The following is a 16,221-nucleotide window of genomic DNA, read 5'->3' as shown; positions in this document are numbered from 1 at the left end:
CTTAATCCTGTGCCGGTTTTTGTAAAACCAACCGGCGCAGATCTCGCCACTCTTTGGCATCCATACTGTCTGCAGCGACCCACAGATGCTGGCGGCGACGCGTTTGCATATCCTGCAGGCGCAGCAACATCCCGCTATTAATCACCCACGGCGTGCCGACAATCTCCCATTCCGCTTTTTGCCAACGCAAACGCGAATCGGTCATCAGCTTTATTTCCCCCCGGCAGGCGTGGATCCGCCGCTGGCTGCGCACGCTGTCGAACACCACCAGCGACAGCAGCAATAGCCATAGCGGTGTGTAGCTCAGCGGCCAGGGCATCAGCAGGACAATAGCCGCCACAATGCCGTGCAGCAGCAGCGAGAACCACTGCGAGCGCCAGGAAATGCGTAAATCAGATTGCCACAGGACCACGTTCCCGATTCCGAGTCTGGATTAATTTTACCATCCGTTGCAGTTGTGCATCAGCCGGTTCGCCATGATTCATCAGCCAGTTAAACAGGTCCGGATCGTCGTTTTCTAACAGACGGATAAACAGCTGTTTGTCTTCATCGCTGAGCGTATCGTACTCATACTCGAAAAACGGCATGATGGAGATATCAAGTTCACGCATACCCCTGCGGCATGCCCAGTGGATGCGGGCTTTATTCGTAATGTCCATGTTGTCCTTCCAGCATAAAGAGAGTCTTACGCGCCCTTCAGGTCGCCGAAGGGCAGCCTGAAAAGACGTCGTTGATAGGTTAGTTTAACCCGTTTTTTGCACTTACTTTACAGCAATATCGAGAACAGAGAACGCCATTCCACAAAAACCACATTTAAAATATGGCTTTATCTTTCTCCTTTGTTTCCCCGTTTGTGCTTTCAGGGCACAAATGGCCTGCCAAAAGCGCTTGCATTGCACCATAGCTCTTTTACCATTAGCTATTCACTCTGCGTTAAGCTATTCAGGACATGACTATGGCTTTTACACCTTTTCCTCCGCGTCAGCCTTCTTCTTCCTCTCGTCTGCCGTTAACGCTGATGACGCTGGATGACTGGGCGCTGGCAACGATTACCGGTCAGGATGGCGAGAAGTATCTGCAGGGGCAGATTACCGCCGATGTCAGCGCATTAACCGACGATCGGCATCTGCTTGCCGCGCACTGCGATGCCAAGGGCAAGATGTGGAGCAACCTGCGGGTTTTCCGCCGCGACGGTGGTTTTACCTGGATTGAACGCCGCAGCCTGCGCGATACCCAGCTCGCTGAACTGAAGAAATATGCGGTGTTCTCTAAAGTGACCATTGCCGCCGATGATGAACACGTCCTGCTGGGCGTTGCCGGTTTCCAGGCCCGCGCCGCGCTGGCGCCGCTGTTCAGCGAACTTCCGGGCAGCGACAAACCGCTCGTCACCGACGGCGTGACCAGCCTGCTGTGGTTTGAACATCCGGCGGAGCGCTTTCTGCTGGTGACCGATGTAGCAACCGCCACCCGCGTGGCCGACGCGTTGCGCAGCGACGCGCAGTTGAACAACAGCCAGCAGTGGCTGGCGCTCAACATCGAAGCCGGTCTGCCGGTCATAGACAGCGCCAATAGCGCGCAGTTCATCCCGCAGGCAACAAACCTGCAGGCATTGGGCGGTATCAGCTTTAAGAAAGGCTGCTATACCGGTCAGGAAATGGTCGCCCGGGCGAAATTCCGCGGCGCGAACAAACGCGCGCTGTGGTATCTGGCCGGGAAGGCGAGCCGCGTCCCGGAAGCCGGAGAAGATCTTGAGCTGAAGATGGGTGAAAACTGGCGCCGGACCGGCACCGTGCTGGCCGCCGTGCTGCTGGATGATGGGCAGTTGCTGGTGCAGGTGGTGATGAATAACGATATGGAACCAGACAGCGTATTCCGCGTACGCGATGATGCCGGCACCTTAAGCATCGTTCCGCTGCCCTATTCGCTGGAAGAGAGTTAAGCCTTAGCGCTGCCAGGCTCTCCGGGCGACAACATCCCGGACCGTGCGGCGCTGTAGCTCCGGCATGCGCCGCACCGCCGGGGGATTTCCCGCTGATGCGGCATCTTATTTACACCTGGCCGACGTACAAATAAATGGCCAGGAAGTGACATACGCTGCCGCCCAGCACAAAACCGTGCCAGATCGCATGGTTATAAGGAATGCGCTTGCAGACGTAGAAGATAACCCCCAGCGAATACACCACGCCACCGACCGCCAGCAGCGTTACTCCCCCTGCCGCCAGTTTGATCGCCAGCTGATATACCACAATCAGCGACAGCCAGCCCATCGTCAGATAGGTCACCAGAGAGAGGACCTTAAAGCGGTGCGCGATGGTGAGCTTAAACAAGATCCCCAGCAGCGCCAGGCTCCAGATAACCACCATCAGGCCGCGCGCGAGCGGTGAGTTGAGCCCGACCAGCAGAAAAGGCGTATAGGTTCCCGCAATCAGCAGATAGATGGCGCAGTGATCGAATTTTTTCAGCCACAGCTTAGCTCGCTGATGGGGAATAGCATGATAGAGGGTAGAGGCGAGGAACAGCATAATCATGCTGCCGCCGTACAGGCTATAGCTGGTAATCGCCGTTGCGCTGGCGTTGCTGTCTACCGCCTGCACCAACAGGAGGACGAGGCCGACGATGCCAAATACCAGTCCGATACCGTGACTGATACTGTTGGCCACTTCCTCTGCCAAAGAATAACCCTGTGTGATTAATGGTTTGCGAACCATATTTGACTCCGAAAACAAGAACGCTTTCAATGCTCACCTAGGGTAACTGAGAATGATTCCAGTGAACACCTGTTAGCTAAAATAAAAAGATGAATATTTGTAAACACTATAAAATCATAATGTTACATTAAAATTTCAACTAACAGTCGTTCGCTATTTTATCAAAGCCTTTTGAATTCAATAACATAAAACTGGTCTTCGCCAGGATAAATCTCCGCAATCACCTGCCGCAGCTGCGCCAGGGTCATATTCTCCTGTTCGGCGTGGCGTTCCGTGAGCGTATCGAGCGTCACCGTGGACGTCGCCACCACGCTTATCGTGCAAAAATAGCCGTCATCTTCATAGCGGCCAACGCGCAGCACGTCGCCGGTTTTAAAATGCGACTCGGCGGCATTACGAATGGTGATGGTTTTGCGCCCGGCGAGGATGTCGTCCTGAAAGCGCTGAAAAAAGGTTATGTCATTCGGCTGCATGATATAATTCCATCCTGGTCATTATGAATTGTGAGTTATTACTGTGAGTATGTTCTCCCACGCCGCGATCGCCAGTCTCAATAATCTTGAGATGATGGTCTACCACTACGTCATTAAGAATCGTGACAAAGTGATGTATATGACCATCCGCGAGCTGGCAGAAGCCGCCGGGGTCTCTACGACCACCGTCCTGCGCTTTTGTCGCAAACTGCAGTGCGAAGGCTACTCGGAGTTTCGCCTCCGCTTTAAATTATATCTCGAGCAGAATCAGCCTCAACAGGCAAATATCGGCGCCAGTGAAATTATGAGTTTCTTTAAAAGCGTCAACAATGACGAATTTGATAATTTACTCGAGCGCGCCGTCGATATTATTCTCGCATCAGAACGTATTATATTTGTCGGCGCCGGTACCTCCGGGGCGCTGGCAAAATATGGCGCACGGTTTTTCTCCAACGTTGGGAAATTCAGCAACCATATCGACGACCCTTATTTCCCGGTCACCAACGACATGGCGCGTAACGCGCTGGCGATCGTTCTTTCCGTTTCCGGGGAGACCGAAGAGATTCTCCGCTTCGCCAGCCAGTTCAGCCTGCACAACTGCAAGGTGATGTCGGTCACCAGCCATGAGCACTCCCGACTGGCGAAACTGGCGGACTTCAACCTCTCCTGGCACGTCCCGCAAACGCGCATCGGCGGCGTTTATGATATTACCACCCAAATTCCGGTTATTTATATTCTGGAGTCCCTGGGCCGTAAATTAGCGCGTAAACTCGCCTGAAAATAACACCCTGTTTTTTCGATGTAACATATTCCAGCTGAGGGAAATTGTTATATCGTGACATTTATATTCCCTTTGTTAGACTCGCCAACAGATGCTATTTGATGAGACGAGCCAGGATGAAAAAAATTACCTTACCGAAAGACTTCTTATGGGGCGGCGCGGTTGCTGCGCATCAGGTTGAAGGCGGCTGGAATAAAGAGGGCAAAGGCCCAAGCATTTGCGATGTGCTGACCGGCGGCGCTCACGGCGTGCCGCGCGAGATTACTCGCCAGGTGGAAGCGGGTAAGTACTACCCGAACCACGAAGCCATTGATTTCCACGGCCGCTACAAAGAAGACATCAAGCTGTTTGCTGAGATGGGATTCAAATGCTTCCGTACCTCCATCGCCTGGACCCGTATCTTCCCGCAGGGTGATGAAACTCAGCCAAACGAAGAGGGGCTGAAGTTCTATGACGACATGTTCGATGAGCTGTTGAAGTACAACATCGAGCCGGTGATTACCCTCTCCCACTTCGAAATGCCGCTGCATCTGGTGCAGCAGTACGGTGGCTGGACCAACCGCAAAGTGGTCGATTTCTTTGTGCGCTTCGCCGAAGTGGTCTTCGAGCGCTATAAGCACAAAGTGAAATACTGGATGACCTTCAACGAGATCAACAACCAGCGCAACTGGCGCGCCCCGCTGTTCGGCTACTGCTGTTCCGGCGTGGTCTATACCGACTACGAAAACCCGGAAGAGACCATGTACCAGGTACTGCATCACCAGTTCGTTGCCAGCGCGCTGGCGGTGAAAGCGGCGCGGCGGATCAATCCACAGATGCAGGTCGGCTGCATGCTGGCCATGGTGGCGCTCTATCCGTTCTCCTGTAAGCCGGAAGACGTGATGTTCGCCCAGGAGTCCATGCGTGAACGTTATGTCTTTACCGACGTGCAGCTGCGCGGCTACTACCCGACCTACGTCCTCAACGAGTGGGAGCGCCGCGGTTTTAACATCGTTATGGCAGCGGGCGATGAACAGATCCTGCGTGAAGGCACCTGCGATTACCTCGGTTTCAGCTACTACATGACCAACGCGGTCAAAGCGGAAGGCGGCAGCGGTGATGCCATCTCCGGCTTCGAAGGCAGCGTGCCGAACCCGCACGTCAAAGCCTCCGACTGGGGCTGGCAGATTGACCCGGTGGGCCTGCGCTACTCGCTGTGCGAACTGTACGAACGCTATCAGAAACCGCTGTTCATCGTGGAAAACGGCTTCGGCGCCTACGATAAAGTTGAAGAGGACGGCAGCATCAACGACGACTACCGTATCGACTACCTGCGCGCGCATGTGGAAGAGATGATCAAAGCGGTGACTTACGATGGCGTCGAACTGATGGGCTATACCCCGTGGGGCTGTATCGACTGCGTCTCCTTTACCACCGGCCAGTACAGCAAACGCTACGGCTTTATTTACGTGAACAAACATGACGACGGCACCGGCGATATGTCCCGCTCGCGTAAGAAAAGCTTCAACTGGTATAAAGAGGTCATTGCCAGCAACGGCGAAAACCTCTGATTCCCTCTCCGTACCGCCCTCTCTTCGCCAGAGGAGAGGGCAATTGCCGGTCTTACAGACACTTCTTTACAGCTTTAACATTGCTAAAACGCGTTCGCCCGATAAGATAAGCCTCGTGAATCACAGAGGCGAAAATGATTAAGCAACAGCGAAAAGCCATTCTTCTTGTAGCCCTTGCCTGTCTGGTGGTGCTGGTATGCACCGCGCAGCGTATGGCCGGGCTGCATGCGCTGGTCATGAATGCCACCGCCGTGACGCAATCAGCCCAGCAGGGTCAGGATACGGCCGAAGCGCCGGTTACTCCCTGCGAGCTGAGCGCGAAATCACTGCTCGCCGCACCGCCGGTGCTGTTTGAAGGCGCCTTGTTTGCCGTCGCGCTATTGCTCACGCTGCTGGCGGCAATACCGCCGCGCATTGTCCGTCTCTGGCCTCCCCGCGTTATTTCCCCTCCCCGGCTACGGGTGCATTTGCGATTGTGCGTCTTCCGTGAATGAGGATTTCCTGACAGTTCAGGTTAATCAATCATTTACGGAGAAAATTTATGCTTATGGTATTCAGGCGACTGCTGGTCTGCCTGCTTTGGCTATGGCTGCCCGTCAGCCAGGCCGCCGACAGCGGCTGGCTACGCGCCGCCGAGAATCAACACGCCAGCGTCCGGCTGCGCGCACAACACGACGATGGCGGCACAACGCGCCTGCTGCTCGATGTGGCGCTGGAAAAAGGCTGGAAAACCTACTGGCGCTCCCCGGGGGAAGGCGGCATTGCGCCCGCTATCGCCTGGAAAACGCCGCTGGATGTCACCTGGCACTGGCCAACGCCGCAGCGGTTTGACGTCGCGGGGATCACCACCCAGGGCTATCACGGTAACGTCAGCTTTCCCCTGGACATCCGCGGACCGGTACCACAGACCTTAAGCGGCGTGCTGACGCTTTCCACCTGTAGCAATGTCTGCATTCTGACCGACTATCCCTTTGCGCTGGATATGACCGTCCCTGCGGGAGATGGCTTTAGCTATGATTATACCCGCGCGCTGGGCACGCTTCCGCGCCCGGATGGCCTGACGTCCCGGCTGACCTCGTCCTATGGCGGCGGAAAGCTCACGGTGACCGCCGTTCGCGAAGCCGGCTGGCAACAGCCGTCGCTGTTTATCGACAGCGTGGAGAATGTCGATTTCGGTAAACCCACCTTCTCACTGACCGGCGATACGCTGGTCGCACAGATCCCGGTCACCGACAGCTGGGGTGAGGCGGCGCCTGACCTCAGCGGCAAACGTCTGTCGCTGGTCCTTGCCGACAGCGGTCTGGCGCAGGAGAGCGCGTCGATCGTTAGCGAAGGTCTCCCGGCGCAGGCGCCGGCTTTATGGTGGGTATTGCTGATGGCCCTTGCCGGCGGGCTGATTCTTAATGTTATGCCCTGCGTCCTGCCGGTACTGGCCATGAAGCTCGGTTCGCTGGTGCAGACCGGGACGCGCGAACGCGCAACCGTACGCCGGCAGTTTCTGGCCTCGGTTTGTGGCATCGTAGCGTCCTTTCTGGCGCTGGCGTTGATGATGACTCTGCTTCGCCTGGGGAATCAGGCGCTGGGCTGGGGCATTCAGTTTCAGAACCCATGGTTTATCGGCGCGATGGCGCTGGTGATGGTGCTGTTCAGCGCCAGCCTGCTGGGGCTGTTTGAGATTCGCCTCTCCTCCGGCGCCAGTACATTTCTGGCTACCCGCGGCGGCAAGGGTCTGATGGGCCATTTCTGGCAGGGCGCCTTCGCCACGCTACTGGCCACGCCGTGCACGGCGCCGTTTCTCGGTACCGCCGTCTCGGTCGCGCTGGTCGCGCCGCTGCCGCTGCTGTGGGGTATTTTCTTCGCCATGGGGGTGGGTATGAGTCTGCCGTGGCTGTTGGTTGCCGCCTGGCCAGGCCTCGCCCGGCATCTGCCGCGCCCTGGACGCTGGATGAACGTCCTGCGCGTGATACTCGGATTGATGATGCTGGGATCGGCCGTATGGCTGCTCGGCCTGCTGACGGTGCATATTGGTCGGCTGTCGGTTATCGCCCTGACGGCACTTCTGGCCCTCGCGCTTCTGCTGGCGACGCTCTGGCGCTATCGCTGGCGCACGACGCTGAAAGCAGGCGCGCTGACGTTAGTTGTCGCCGGGGTCGTCGCTTTTCTGTCACCGCCTGACGGTCAGGCGTTGCGACGCGACCGCGTGAACTGGCAGCCGCTGAGCGAACAGGCGATTAGCGATGCGCTGGCAAGCAACAAGCGACTGTTTATCGACGTCACCGCCGACTGGTGCGTCACCTGCAAGGCCAATAAATACAACGTATTGCTGCGCGATGACGTTCAGAGCGCACTCTCTGAACCAGACGTGGTGGCCCTGCGCGGAGACTGGAGTCGCCCGTCGGCCACTATCAGCCGTTTTCTGACCACTCGCGGCAGCGCCGCCGTCCCCTTCAATCAAATTTACGGACCGGGATTAACGCAGGGCCGCGTGCTGTCTCCGCTGCTCAGCCGCGACGAACTCCTCGCCACTCTGTCCGCTGCAAAAGGTCAATAATCATGAAAATCATCGCTGCACTCCTTCTGCTGTGCGTTGCAACCTTCAGCCTTGCCGCTCCGGCAGAACAGCCGGAGGCATCCGCCAACGACCAGTTGGCAAAGCTGCTGTTTAACGATCCTGACAGCCCGCGACTGGGCGCCAAAGCGCCGCGCCTGACTATCGTCTCGTTTACCGATTACAACTGCCCGTATTGCAAGCAGTTCGATCCGATGCTGGAGAAGATCGTTCACGATAACCCTGATGTCCTGCTGATTGTAAAACTGCTGCCGTTTAAGGGGCAAAGTTCGGTCAACGCCGCCAAAGCCGCGCTCTCTACATGGCGCCAGCAGCCGGATAAATTCTGGGCGTTGCATCAGCGGCTGATGGCCAAAAAGGGCTACCACGACGATGCGAGTATTCTCGCCGCACAGCAGAAAACCGCCACCGATGGGGTGAAAACCGATGATAAAACAATGGACTCGCTGAAGATGAACCTGATTTTGTCTCAGGTGCTGAATATTCAGGGCACCCCGGCGACGATTATCGGCGATCAGATGGTCGCTGGCGCGATTCCTTATCAGGAGCTGGAGGGGCTGGTGAAAGAACAGCTGGCAAAAGCCGATGGTCAGTAAATTACGCCGCTGGCTGCGCGAGCTGATTATCCTGCTGCTGCTTGCCGGCGCACTCATCGGGGGGATGGATTATCTGCGTCGGCCTGCGCTACCGCCGAACCTGACGACGACACCGCTGCAGACGCTGGAGGGTAACGTGGTCGATCTGCACGCCATGAGCCAGCAGCGTCCGCTGCTGATCTACGTCTGGGCTACCTGGTGCGGAGTGTGTCGTTATACGACGCCATCCGTAGCGGCGCTGGCAAGCAACGGCGGCAATGTGATGACCGTCGCGCTCCGTTCCGGGGACGATGCCACGCTGTACAACTGGCTGGCGCATAAGAAAATGGCGCTGCCCACGGTGAACGACCCCGACGGCGGACTTTCTCGCCAGTGGGGCGTTCAGGTCACGCCAACGCTTATTGTCATCTCTCGCGGCGAGGTTAAGTCGGTAACGACCGGCTGGACCAGCGGTTGGGGAATGCGCCTGCGGCTGTGGCTGGCGTCATAACCCCCGACTGGCGCTGCGCTTAGCCGGGCTACAAGTGCCGTGGGGTAGCGGTTATTTACCGCCGGCCAGCGGTTGTAGCCCGGATAAGGCAGAGCGTTCGCACATCTTATTTGCCGCCCGCCAGCTCCAGGAAACTACCGGTCACGTAGGAGGCTTTGTCGCTCAGCAGCCAGGCGATGGCCTGCGCGACCTCCTCCGGCTGCCCGCCGCGCTGCATCGGCAGCCCCGCTTTCACCCGATCCACGCGTCCGGGCTCACCGCCCGACGCGTGCATCTCGGTATAGATAAAGCCGGGACGCACGCCGTTGACGCGAATTCCCTGCGCCGCCACTTCCAGCGACAGTCCGGTGGTCAGGGTGTCCACCGCCCCTTTCGAGGCGGCATAATCCACATATTCCCCCCGGCGCGCCCAGACGCGATGCCGCTGATGAAACATTGACGATCGCCCCACCTTTTCCGCCGTGTCGATATGACATCCGCTTCACCGCCTCCCGGCAACAGAGGAAATAGCCGGTGACATTGGTACTCAGCACCTGATTAATCCGCCCGGCGGTCAGGTGTTCCACGGTGCTTTGCGCAAACAGGATGCCGGCGTTGTTAACCAGCGCGGTCAGCGGTTCCGCAAGACGGTCGATTCCGTCAAACATCGCCATGACCTGCGCCTCATCGCTGATATCGGCCCCCAGCGCAACGGCTTTGCCGCCAAGGACGACAATCTCATTGACCACCGCCATCGCCGCGCTGATGTTGTGATGATAATTGACCACCACGGTATACCCTTCCTGTGCCAACAGCAGCGCCGTCGCCTTACCTATCCCGCGGCTGGCGCCGGTAATCAGTGCTATAGCCATCCTCTTCCCCCAAAAAATAAAGGCGCCGAAGCGCCTTTAAAAGATAGTCCAGTCAGTGAATTACTGGTATTCGCTCATCGGTACGCAGGAGCAGAACAGGTTACGGTCGCCGTAAACATCGTCCAGGCGCTTCACCGTCGGCCAGTATTTATTCGCCAGACCTGCCGGGAATACCGCCAGTTCGCGGGTGTACGGATGGTTCCATTCGGCAACCAGCTCGCCCTGCGTGTGCGGAGCGTTAACCAGCGGGTTATCTTCCAGCGGCCACTCGCCCGCTTGCACACGGTCGATTTCACTGCGAATCGCCAGCATGGCATCGATAAAGCGATCCAGCTCGACTTTGCTTTCGGATTCCGTCGGCTCAACCATCAGCGTACCGGCCACCGGGAAGGACATCGTCGGCGCGTGGAAACCGAAGTCGATCAGACGTTTGGCAATATCCAGCTCGCTGATGCCGGTCTCTTCTTTCAGAGGACGAATATCCAGAATACATTCGTGCGCCACGCGACCGTCGCGGCCGGTGTAAAGCACCGGGAACGCCTCTTTCAGACGGGTAGCGATGTAGTTGGCATTCAGAATTGCCACCTGGCTCGCCTGCTTCAGCCCTTCGGCGCCCATCATGCGGATATACATCCAGCTGATTGGAAGAATGGAAGCGCTGCCGAACGGTGCGGCAGAAACCGCGCCCTGACGGGTCAACATCCCTTCGATCTGTACCACGCTGTGGCCCGGAACAAACGGTGCCAGATGCGCTTTGACGCCGATCGGCCCCATACCCGGGCCGCCGCCGCCGTGCGGGATGCAGAAGGTTTTGTGCAGGTTAAGGTGCGAGACGTCCGCGCCGATAAAGCCCGGAGAGGTAATGCCGACCTGGGCGTTCATGTTAGCGCCGTCGAGGTAAACCTGACCGCCGAACTGATGCACGATTTCGCACACTTCGCGGATCGTCTCTTCGTAAACGCCGTGCGTTGACGGGTAGGTCACCATGATGCAAGAGAGGTTCTCACCCGCCTGCTCCGCCTTGAGGCGCAGATCCGCGAGATCGATGTTGCCGTTTTTATCACAGGCAACCACCACAACCTGCATGCCGGCCATCTGTGCCGACGCCGGGTTGGTACCATGCGCAGAACTTGGGATCAGGCAGATGTCGCGATGGCCTTCATTACGGCTTTCGTGGTAATGGCGAATGGCCAGCAGGCCCGCGTACTCGCCCTGTGCGCCAGAGTTTGGCTGCATGCAGACGGCGTCGTAACCGGTCAGTTTTACCAGCCAGTCGGAGAGCTGGGCGATCATCTGATGGTAGCCTTCCGCCTGTTCCGCCGGGCAGAACGGGTGCAGCTCGGCAAACTCTGGCCAGGTGATCGGGATCATCTCCGCCGCGGCGTTGAGTTTCATGGTGCAGGATCCCAGCGGGATCATCGCCTGATTCAACGCCAGATCTTTACGCTCCAGTGAGTGCATATAGCGCATCATCTCGGTTTCGCTGTGGTAGCGATTGAACACCGGATGCGTCAGGATCGCGTCGTTACGCAGCATGCTTTCCGGGATCGAGCGGCTGTCGAGCGCCACGTCTTTATCCAGGGTATCGATATCCAGGCCGTGGTCGTCGCCAATAATAGCGCGGAACAGGTTCAGCACATCTTCGCGAGTTGTTGCTTCATCAAGGGTGATGCCAACGGCATTATGGATGTCGCTGCGCAGGTTAATTTCCAGCGCTTCGGCGCGTGCCAGCACCGCCGCTTTGTCGACCACTTCCACGCACAGAGTGTCGAAGTAGTGGGCATGGCGCAGCTTGAGCCCTTTTTTCTGCAGCCCGTCGGCCAGAATATCGGTCAGCCGGTGGATGCGGCTGGCGATGCGCTTCAGGCCCTCTGGCCCGTGGAACACCGCGTACAGGCTGGCGATGTTTGCCAGCAATACCTGGGAAGTACAAATATTGGAGTTCGCTTTCTCGCGACGGATATGCTGTTCGCGGGTCTGCATCGCCATACGCAGCGCGGTGTTACCGGCGGCATCTTTTGATACGCCGATAATACGGCCCGGCATCGAGCGTTTAAATTCATCTTTTGCGGCAAAGAAGGCCGCGTGCGGGCCGCCGTAGCCCATCGGCACGCCAAAGCGCTGGGCGGAACCGAAGACGATATCGGCACCCTGTTTGCCCGGTGCAGTCAGCAGAACCAGCGCCATGAAGTCCGCAGCAACGCTGACCACCACTTTGCGTGCTTTCAGCTCGGCGATCAGCTTGCTGTAATCATGAATTTCGCCGGTGGTCCCCACCTGCTGCAGCAGCACGCCGAAAACGTCCTGATGGTCGAGCGCTTTTTCCGCCTCATCAACGATGACGTCAAAGCCAAAGGTTGCGGCGCGGGTGCGCACCACATCCAGGGTCTGCGGATGTACATCGGCGGCAACGAAGAAGCGGTTCGCATTCTTCAGCTTGCTGACGCGTTTGGCCATCGCCATTGCTTCAGCGCCGGCGGTCGCCTCATCCAGCAGTGAAGCGGAGGCGATATCCAGCCCGGTCAGATCGAGGGTCACCTGCTGGAAATTCAGCAGTGATTCCAGGCGACCCTGGGAAACTTCCGGCTGGTAAGGGGTGTAAGCGGTATACCAACCCGGATTTTCCAGCATATTGCGCTGAATAACCGGCGGCAGCTGCACGGCGGTATAACCCATGCCGATGTAAGACTTGAAGCGCTTGTTGCGACCGGCGATCGCCTTCAGTTCCGCCAGCGCGGCGAATTCGGTAGTCGCGTCACCCACCTGAGGGGGTGTCGCCAGCTGAATATCCTGCGGCACAATCTGGCCAATCAGGGCGTTAAGCGAATCGGCGCCGACGGTGTTCAGCATCTCCTGCTGTTGCTGAGCATCCGGACCGATGTGACGTTCAATAAAGGCGCCGCGGTTTTCAAGCTGACCTAAAGTCTGAGTCATGAGCGATGGTTCCTGAAACGTGCAGTGAATCGTATGTGTCTTTACTTACCTGAACAGGCAAAAATCATTCACGCTGCCGGCAGCAGATGCCCGCAGCGTGAAGGGACAAGATATTTACTCGTTTTCCAGCAGCGCCGCATAGGCATCCGCGTCAAGCAGGGCCGCAACCTGCGCTTCATCGCTGGCCTTAATTTTAAAGATCCAGCCGTCCGCGTACGGGTCGCTGTTCACCAGCTCCGGAGAGTCGTTGAGCTCTTCGTTCACCGCCACAATCTCGCCGCTAATCGGGGCATAAATATCCGAAGCTGCTTTTACCGACTCGGCAACCGCACAGTCGTCACCCGCTTCAACGGTTGCGCCAACGTCCGGCAGATCGACGAAAACCATATCGCCAAGCAGTTCCTGGGCATGTTCGGTGATCCCGACGGTGTAGGTGCCGTCAGCTTCTTTGCGCAGCCATTCGTGTTCTTTACTGTATTTCAGTTCTGCTGGTACGTTGCTCATCAATTAATCTCCAAAAAAGGGGAATCACACCACGGCTTTGCCGTTGCGTACAAAAACAGGTTTAGTCACTTTTACCGGCATTTCGCGGTTGCGAATCTGCACAATGGCCGTCTCGCCGATACCGGCCGGTACGCGCGCCAGCGCAATACTGTAGCCCAGCGTCGGGGAGAAGGTGCCGCTGGTGATAATACCTTCTTGCTGATTACCGTCTGCATCGCTAAAGCGCACCGGCAGACCGCCGCGCAGGACGCCTTTCTCGGTCATCACCAGCCCCACCAGCTGCTCGGTACCTTTTTCACGCTGCAGTTCCAGCGCTTCGCGGCCGATGAATGCGCGATCTGCGGGTTCCCAGGCAATGGTCCAGCCCATATTCGCCGCCAGCGGAGAGATGCTTTCATCCATCTCCTGGCCATACAGGTTCATCCCCGCTTCCAGACGTAAGGTATCGCGAGCGCCCAGACCGCACGGCTTCACGCCAGCGTCCAGCAGGCCACGCCAGAAATCAGCAGCCTGCTCATTCGGCATGGCGATTTCGTAACCGGCTTCACCGGTATAACCGGTGGTCGCAATAAACAGATCGCCGGCCTGCACGCCAAAGAACGGTTTCATCCCTTCTACGGCCTGACGCTGTGCGTCGGTGAACAGGGTTGCCGCTTTCGCTTTCGCCTGCGGCCCCTGTACGGCAATCAGCGAAAGATCGTCACGAACGGTCATTTCAAGACCATAGGGTTCAGCCTGCCGGGTAATCCAGGCGAGGTCTTTTTCACGGGTGGCGGAGTTAACAACGAGGCGGAAATAATCTTCGGTAAGGAAATAGACAATCAGGTCATCGATGACGCCGGCGGACGCGGTAAGCATGCCGGTATATAGCGCTTTGCCCGGCACCGTCAGCTTCGCGACATCGTTAGCCAGCAGATAGCGCAGGAACTCCCGAATGCGGCTGCCGTGGAAATCGACGATGGTCATGTGCGAAACATCGAACATACCGGCGTCGCCCCGCACCGCGTGGTGCTCATCAATCTGGGAACCGTAATGTAGCGGCATCATCCAGCCATGGAAGTCCACCATGCGAGCGCCGCACAGCGTGTGTTGTTCATACAACGGAGTCTGTTGAGCCATCTTTTCCTCATCGAATAAAACGGAACCAGCTACTGGGTTGGGCGATGTCATTGGGGCGATTTCGCCCCACGAAATCCGCCGTCGGCGCCATGTCCGGACGCCGACGCAAACGTTCTCTTTTGCCTGAACTTACCACCTAACCCGGCGCTAAACCATAAGCTAAATCAGGACATCACATTAGCTTATGACTAAAAGTCGCCAAAAAGACTACAGAGTTATTGACTGGAAAAAAGCGATTTATGCCACATAAAATTAACATCATGAACTGATAATACCGAGCATGATGGTATTTTATGCGAAAAAAGGGGCCTGTTTTCTGTTTCAAAAAAAGAGAGACATTAATAAAACTAATGCGAAAAAATGGGTGAGATTAGATTATTTCAAATGAGAGGAGAAAACCCGGCGCCGGGGCCGGGAGAGAGAAGTGTGACGCGCTTAACGTAACCAGGCAGGAAGATCGTTTAAGCCCATTGCCTGGCGAATCAACTGCGGTTTGACGCCGGGTAGTGTATCCGCCAGTTTGAGGCCAATATCGCGCAGCAGTTTCTTCGCCGGGTGGCTGCCAGAGAACATTTCGCGGAAACCCTGCATCCCCGCCAGCATCATCGCAGCGCTGTGCTTGCGACTACGTTCATAGCGACGCAGATACAGGTACTGACCAAAATCTTTGCCCTGCGCATGCAGACGACGGAGTTCATCGATCAGTTCCGCTGCATCCATAAAGCCCAGATTCACCCCCTGGCCGGCCAGCGGGTGAATGGTGTGCGCGGCATCGCCCACCAGCGCCAGGCGATGCGCGGCGAACTGGCGCGCGTAGCGACCGGTCAACGGGAAAGTCTGACGCTCGCTGGCAAGCTGGCACAGGCCAAGCCGGTTATCGAAGGCAATATTCAGCGCCTGATTAAACGCCGCTTCGTCGACCTGCTGCATCCGCTGTGCTTCCTGCGGCGACAGCGACCAGACGATCGAACACAGATGCGGATCGCTCAGCGGCAGAAACGCCAGAATGCCGTCGCCGTGGAACGCCTGACGGGCAATCGCCTGATGCGGCTCTGCGGTACGAATGGTGGCAACCAGCGCATGATGGCGATAGTCCCAGAACGTCAGCGGGATATCCGCTTTGTTACGCAACCAGGAGTTTGCACCGTCGGCGCCGACCACCAGCCTGGCGGTCAGCATCTTGCCATCCTGCAAGCTGAGAAATGCTTCGTTTTCTCCCCACGCCACCTGCTGCAGCTGCGCCGGGGCCAGCAGCGTGACGTCGGCGCAACGCTGCGCCTTTTGCCACAGCGCATGATGAACGACCGCATTTTCAATAATATGGCCAAGGTGGCTGAAGCCCATACTCTGGTCATCAAAGCTGATGTGGCCAAAGCTGTCCTTATCCCACACTTCCATACCGTGATAACAGCTGGCGCGCCGGGCGACAATCTCCGGCCAGACATCCAGCCGGGTAAGCAGTTTTTCGCTGGCGGCGTTAATGGCGGATACCCGCAGCGCCGGCGGCGCATCGGCGTTTAACGGCTGCGGCTCGGCTTGTTCCAGCACCGCAACCCGCAGCCCGCTCCCCTGCAAACCGCAGGCGACCGCCAGACCCACCATGCCACCGCCAACAATGGCAACATCAACACTTTGCACGTTCAACT

General features: G+C 57.4%; 15 protein-coding genes and 1 pseudogene. 7 read left to right on the top strand and 9 right to left on the bottom strand.

The features are described from left to right. Position 1 precedes the first annotated feature (1 nt). Together GRPL_RS17105 and sdhE are read right to left on the bottom strand one after the other, a co-directional pair. A complete protein-coding gene (locus tag GRPL_RS17105) occupies positions 2-412 on the bottom strand; it encodes a protein YgfX (protein WP_032690815.1) in 411 nt (136 codons plus the stop codon). Then, entirely contained in the window at positions 393-659 is a 267-nt protein-coding gene (gene sdhE, locus GRPL_RS17110; RefSeq protein ID WP_004867358.1) for an FAD assembly factor SdhE, read from the bottom strand. The genes GRPL_RS17105 and sdhE overlap by 20 nt, the downstream gene beginning before the upstream one ends. A 296-nt stretch (positions 660-955) precedes the next feature. Between sdhE and ygfZ the strand changes: the two genes are divergently transcribed. Continuing rightward, positions 956-1,939 (top strand): tRNA-modifying protein YgfZ, encoded by a 984-nt coding sequence (gene ygfZ, locus GRPL_RS17115; protein ID WP_032690814.1) that lies wholly within the window; start codon positions 956-958, stop codon positions 1,937-1,939. 109 nt (positions 1,940-2,048) lie between these two features. On the opposite strand, the gene trhA is transcribed toward ygfZ, so the two are convergent. Beyond that, the gene (gene trhA, locus GRPL_RS17120) at positions 2,049-2,708 is read right to left on the bottom strand and encodes a PAQR family membrane homeostasis protein TrhA (RefSeq protein ID WP_004867362.1); all 660 of its coding nucleotides are present in this window, start codon (positions 2,706-2,708) and stop codon (positions 2,049-2,051) included. 161 nt (positions 2,709-2,869) lie between these two features. Beyond that, positions 2,870-3,181 carry a N(4)-acetylcytidine aminohydrolase gene (yqfB, locus tag GRPL_RS17125; RefSeq protein WP_004867365.1) on the bottom strand — a complete coding sequence of 104 codons (312 nt, stop codon included), beginning with the start codon at positions 3,179-3,181 and terminating at the stop codon, positions 2,870-2,872. Positions 3,182-3,230: 49 nt separating this feature from the next. On the opposite strand from yqfB, the gene GRPL_RS17130 reads away from it, so the two are divergent. The 6 genes from GRPL_RS17130 (at position 3,231) to GRPL_RS17155 (ending at position 9,167) form a co-directional block, all read left to right on the top strand. Then, positions 3,231-3,959 carry a MurR/RpiR family transcriptional regulator gene (locus GRPL_RS17130; RefSeq protein WP_032690813.1) on the top strand — a complete coding sequence of 243 codons (729 nt, stop codon included), beginning with the start codon at positions 3,231-3,233 and terminating at the stop codon, positions 3,957-3,959. Positions 3,960-4,078: 119 nt separating this feature from the next. After that, positions 4,079-5,512, top strand: a complete 1,434-nt coding sequence (locus GRPL_RS17135) for a 6-phospho-beta-glucosidase (RefSeq protein WP_032690812.1) — start codon at positions 4,079-4,081, stop codon at positions 5,510-5,512. A 134-nt stretch (positions 5,513-5,646) separates the two neighbouring features. Next, a complete protein-coding gene (locus tag GRPL_RS17140; RefSeq protein WP_032696676.1) occupies positions 5,647-6,006 on the top strand; it encodes a hypothetical protein in 360 nt (119 codons plus the stop codon). A gap of 47 nt (positions 6,007-6,053) precedes the next feature. Continuing rightward, positions 6,054-8,063: a protein-disulfide reductase DsbD family protein gene (locus GRPL_RS17145; protein ID WP_032698818.1), complete on the top strand. Its 2,010-nt coding sequence runs from the start codon at positions 6,054-6,056 to the stop codon at positions 8,061-8,063. A gap of 2 nt (positions 8,064-8,065) precedes the next feature. Further along, positions 8,066-8,677 carry a DsbA family protein gene (locus tag GRPL_RS17150; protein WP_032690809.1) on the top strand — a complete coding sequence of 204 codons (612 nt, stop codon included), beginning with the start codon at positions 8,066-8,068 and terminating at the stop codon, positions 8,675-8,677. Continuing rightward, positions 8,667-9,167: a protein disulfide oxidoreductase gene (locus tag GRPL_RS17155; RefSeq protein ID WP_032698816.1), complete on the top strand. Its 501-nt coding sequence runs from the start codon at positions 8,667-8,669 to the stop codon at positions 9,165-9,167. The genes GRPL_RS17150 and GRPL_RS17155 overlap by 11 nt, the downstream gene beginning before the upstream one ends. A 106-nt stretch (positions 9,168-9,273) precedes the next feature. On the opposite strand, the pseudogene GRPL_RS0125585 reads toward GRPL_RS17155, so the two are convergent. The 5 genes and pseudogenes from GRPL_RS0125585 to ubiI all read right to left on the bottom strand — a co-directional run bounded on the left by GRPL_RS0125585 (position 9,274) and on the right by ubiI (position 16,213). After that, positions 9,274-10,018 (bottom strand): annotated as a pseudogene (locus GRPL_RS0125585) (SDR family oxidoreductase). 60 nt (positions 10,019-10,078) lie between these two features. Continuing rightward, on the bottom strand, positions 10,079-12,952 hold the full coding sequence (gene gcvP / locus GRPL_RS17160; protein WP_032690806.1) for an aminomethyl-transferring glycine dehydrogenase: 2,874 nt from the start codon (positions 12,950-12,952) through the stop codon (positions 10,079-10,081). 114 nt (positions 12,953-13,066) lie between these two features. After that, positions 13,067-13,456 (bottom strand): glycine cleavage system protein GcvH, encoded by a 390-nt coding sequence (gene gcvH, locus GRPL_RS17165; protein WP_004867393.1) that lies wholly within the window; start codon positions 13,454-13,456, stop codon positions 13,067-13,069. 24 nt (positions 13,457-13,480) lie between these two features. Then, positions 13,481-14,575, bottom strand: coding sequence for a glycine cleavage system aminomethyltransferase GcvT (gcvT, locus tag GRPL_RS17170; RefSeq protein ID WP_032698815.1), 1,095 nt, complete (start codon positions 14,573-14,575; stop codon positions 13,481-13,483). A gap of 435 nt (positions 14,576-15,010) precedes the next feature. Further along, complete coding sequence (gene ubiI, locus GRPL_RS17175) at positions 15,011-16,213, bottom strand: FAD-dependent 2-octaprenylphenol hydroxylase (RefSeq protein WP_032690804.1); 1,203 nt, start codon at positions 16,211-16,213, stop codon at positions 15,011-15,013. Positions 16,214-16,221: the final 8 nt, after the last annotated feature.

Source organism: Klebsiella planticola ATCC 33531, assembly GCF_000735435.1.
GTDB classification, from domain to species: domain Bacteria; phylum Pseudomonadota; class Gammaproteobacteria; order Enterobacterales; family Enterobacteriaceae; genus Klebsiella; species Klebsiella planticola.
The sequence above is the reverse complement of the archived record's forward strand: the minus strand, read 5'-3'. Positions and strand labels throughout refer to the sequence as shown.